We start from the raw sequence: 3440 nt of genomic DNA, 5'->3' as shown, positions 1-3440 counted from the left end.
AGGACACACCTCAACGACTTCATGGCAGCCTATAATTTCGGGCGAAGACTCAAGACCCTCAGTGGCCTTACCCCTTACGAATACGTCTGCAAAATCTGGACTTCAGAGCCACAAAGATTCATCATCAATCCAACCCATCAAACCCCGGGACTAGACACCTAGACCCGCTACGACAAGACCGCCTTATCCTTCAACAGTTTCCTCAATATCGCCGCCGCAAAACTCTGGATTGGGTCTTTTGTCAACGTGACCTAGGCCCCCTGAACCAGTCAGCGTTATAACCCCGATGTCCCAGCATCTTTTGTGCTGCGGGCGCATACGACGCTCGGAAAAACGGTCGCAGATGTTCCATCTGTTGGTCCGTCAGTTAGGACAAGTCGCTTATTATTAATCTCTCCACGAAGCCTGAATCAGATTTCCACCCTCAAATCAATGGGAACTAAGTCTAAACGCCTTTCTGCACTAGAAAAACGTTAATACGGTCTAAAAAAAACCCATTCAATGCTGCATCAATATTCTGCTGATCATTCCGTTACGCAAAGGCCACCAAGTTCCACAGCAAACGGATTGCAAACGCTATCCGGTCCGCAACTGCATCGGACACATGTATCACGCGGAAAATAAAAAGGATGGGAATATATTATTCCCATCCTTTCTATACTGCCCGCATTGCGAACTTAAAAATCTGCGGAAATTGTGCCCATGGCGACGAACGGCGAACCGATCACATAGGTTGGGCTGGAGCCCTTGATCGTCGTCCCGAAGATTCCTTTCTGCGTCGTCGCCGCAGCAGTGTATCCATACATCGAAGACAGGTAACTTGCGTCGCCCAGATTCACGAGATTGAGTTTGATTTTCGGAAGTACGTGTCCAATTTTTGGCAGGGTTCTGCCAACGCCGAGATTGGCGGTGATATAACCAGGAATACGCTGGTCATTCATGAGCGTCGCATACTGTGATCCGATATAGGACAGTGTGAAGTTACCAAACCATATCCCGTCATTATAGGTCAGACCCAGCGAGCCAGAAAATCTTGGTGCGCCAACTTCCTGTTTTCCCTTCGTGCGGAGATAATCTCCACTATAGGCAATGTTATTGCCGTTTCGGGTATGCATGTACTGACCGGACGCATAGGCACTGACATGGTGCCACGGACGCGTCGCGATTTCGGCCTGGATACCGTACGCCTCCATTCCGCCCGCATTGATCAACTGGGATATCGTGGCAGTTGATCCCTCGACATAGCTTTGAGCGGATATCTGATGATTGGTAACGTTGTAGTGGAAGCCCGCGAGGTTAGCCATGAGGAAGCCATTATAACGATAACCGATTTCTTCGGTGATCATGTATTCAGGCTTGTAATCGGCCAGAGGAAGGGACTGGGCCTTGCCTGTCGAGCGGCTGTAGGATGCAAGCTGCGAACTGAGGGCAGCAGGAAGATGATAGCCCGTTGTTCCATTAATATAAATCTGATGGTGAGAATTGAAGTTGTAGTTGATCAATACCTGAGGCGAAGGAACAAAAACGTTTCTGATTGATTTGTAGTTATTTCCGACTACACCCGGAAGATCCTGCGTATATTGACGATTTGCCATCGCCATCCGGATGCCGCCATCGATCGTCAGCCGATCATGCAGGAATGACAGTTTGTCGTCCAAAGCGAAACTGTTCAGCTGCTGCAGACCGTTTTCATTGTCCTCGGCCAAGGGTATTCCGCCATTGGCCGTCAGCGCAGCGCCATTGCCATTCCACTGACCCTTGCTATTTACCGGGTAGAAACGCATCTGGGCTGCTTCCTGGGCGTAAGAATACCAGTAGGTCAGGCTGAGCGTATTGAAGCTATGCTTCCAGCGCCCTGTCAGGATCATTCCAGACGACAGAGTATACCAGTTCGAGACTTCGGCAGCGGTCAGATTCTTGTTGGTCGGATCATACCCCGGAAGATTCTGGTAATTATCCAAGGATTTGTAGCCTTCAGCGCCTACAAATCCGTTTTTGACGGGTATGGTTTCGCCATAATAGTAAGGTCCGTGGAATTCCACCGAATAAGCTTGGGCATCAAGGCTCAGACCATGACCAAAGCTGAAGTGATTCTTGATCGTTCCGTAAACCGCACCGGTATTTTTTCCGTTCAGGCCTACGTAATGCGTATCGCCTGCACCATACTGGTTATCTAGGCCATATTTCATGCCGTATTTTTTCCAGTTGGCCAGAGACGGATACAGCCACTCTCCCTGCGCTGCCTTTGTCCAGCCGAAGATGACTTTTGAATCGCTATGCGGCGCCCACTGCTTCGTCATTGCCGCGTCAACATGCCATCGCCTGATATCTCCAACTCCACGCCACATGTCGCCGCGGGAATAGGATCCCGATACAAAAGCATGCACGCCCGTATGACCGATCTCTCCAGTATCATAGCGGATAAAATCCTTGTTGGTTCCATATGAACCACCGGAGCCTGCAATGTGCACATTCCGCTGGTCTGCCGGTCCTCGGATACTGGCAGAAATTTCGGCGCCGGTTGCGTTGTATGTAGGAGAATTTATATCCACCGCTCCCTGCATGACATTGACCTGACCCATATTCTGGCTGTCAACGAGAGAGGGTGTATAGGTGCTGTATGTAAAGGGGTTGGCGGCTGGCATACCTTCGAATGTCACGCCGATTTCAGCTTGCGCCATACCGCGGATATGAAGCGTGGAAAAGGAAGTCGTCAGCGGACCTTCACTGGCTGAAACAACACCCGGCAATGTTGCAATCAGGGATTCAATGGTCGATGTGGGAGACTGCATCTCAATGTAGTCATGAGAGAGCGAACTGACTGTTTTGGCAATCGTATGCCGTACCATCATGCCGCCGCCCGCAGCCTTGCGGTAGCCGGTGACATTGATGTTCTCGTTTCCGCCTTTATCGCGGGAAACCTTTTTTTTCTGACTGTCAGAAGCTTTTTTATGCGGCCGGTTTTTCTGGATGCTGTCTTGTGCCCGGGCGGTTGCAGTAACATTCTGAAAACACAAGCAGCATGTCGTGATGAACAAGATTGTTTTCATGGTCGCCCGTCCAATGAACCAAAGGTCGCGCTCCAAGTCCCGGAAAAAGCATCTCTACTCAACCCCTACAAAAGAAACTTCATGAGAATTACACAGAACTGTCATACTTCTGTAATATAAATTTTTACCGATTTACTTACAAAACATATTATCACTTATCTAATAGTGATATAGAATTCGTATTGCATTTCTTGATAAGACTATTTTTATGATTAATGATTAGATATTTATGGTACGACCCAATTTTCTGCTTCACGAGGCATTATCTTCCAAGAATATTAGGGCCTGTTAGATCTTGAATTTCTTCCCATATTGTAGGGATGGAAGAAGGAGACAGAACAGGCACCTTTACGGACGAGACATGGGCGATCTGGGAACCTCTGATTGAAG

General features: G+C 48.7%; 1 protein-coding gene and 1 pseudogene. One reads left to right on the top strand and one right to left on the bottom strand.

Features of this window, described 5'->3' with window-relative positions:
- Positions 1-162, top strand: a pseudogene (locus tag HKD24_RS14885) (IS481 family transposase); the annotation flags it as partial.
- Positions 163-677: 515 nt separating this feature from the next.
- Here the strand turns inward: HKD24_RS14885 and HKD24_RS14880 are convergent.
- Positions 678-3050, bottom strand: a complete 2373-nt coding sequence (locus tag HKD24_RS14880; RefSeq protein WP_194260943.1) for a TonB-dependent receptor — start codon at positions 3048-3050, stop codon at positions 678-680.
- Positions 3051-3440 lie beyond the last annotated feature (390 nt).

Source organism: Gluconobacter vitians (assembly GCF_015244565.1).
Taxonomy (GTDB): domain Bacteria; phylum Pseudomonadota; class Alphaproteobacteria; order Acetobacterales; family Acetobacteraceae; genus Gluconobacter; species Gluconobacter vitians.
The sequence above is the reverse complement of the archived record's forward strand: the minus strand, read 5'-3'. Positions and strand labels throughout refer to the sequence as shown.

What these genes read in the sequence shown, in the direction of transcription:
- HKD24_RS14880 (WP_194260943.1), bottom strand. Translation starts at nt 3,050, where the DNA reads ATGAAAACAATCTTGTTCATCACGACATGCTGCTTGTGTTTTCAGAAT.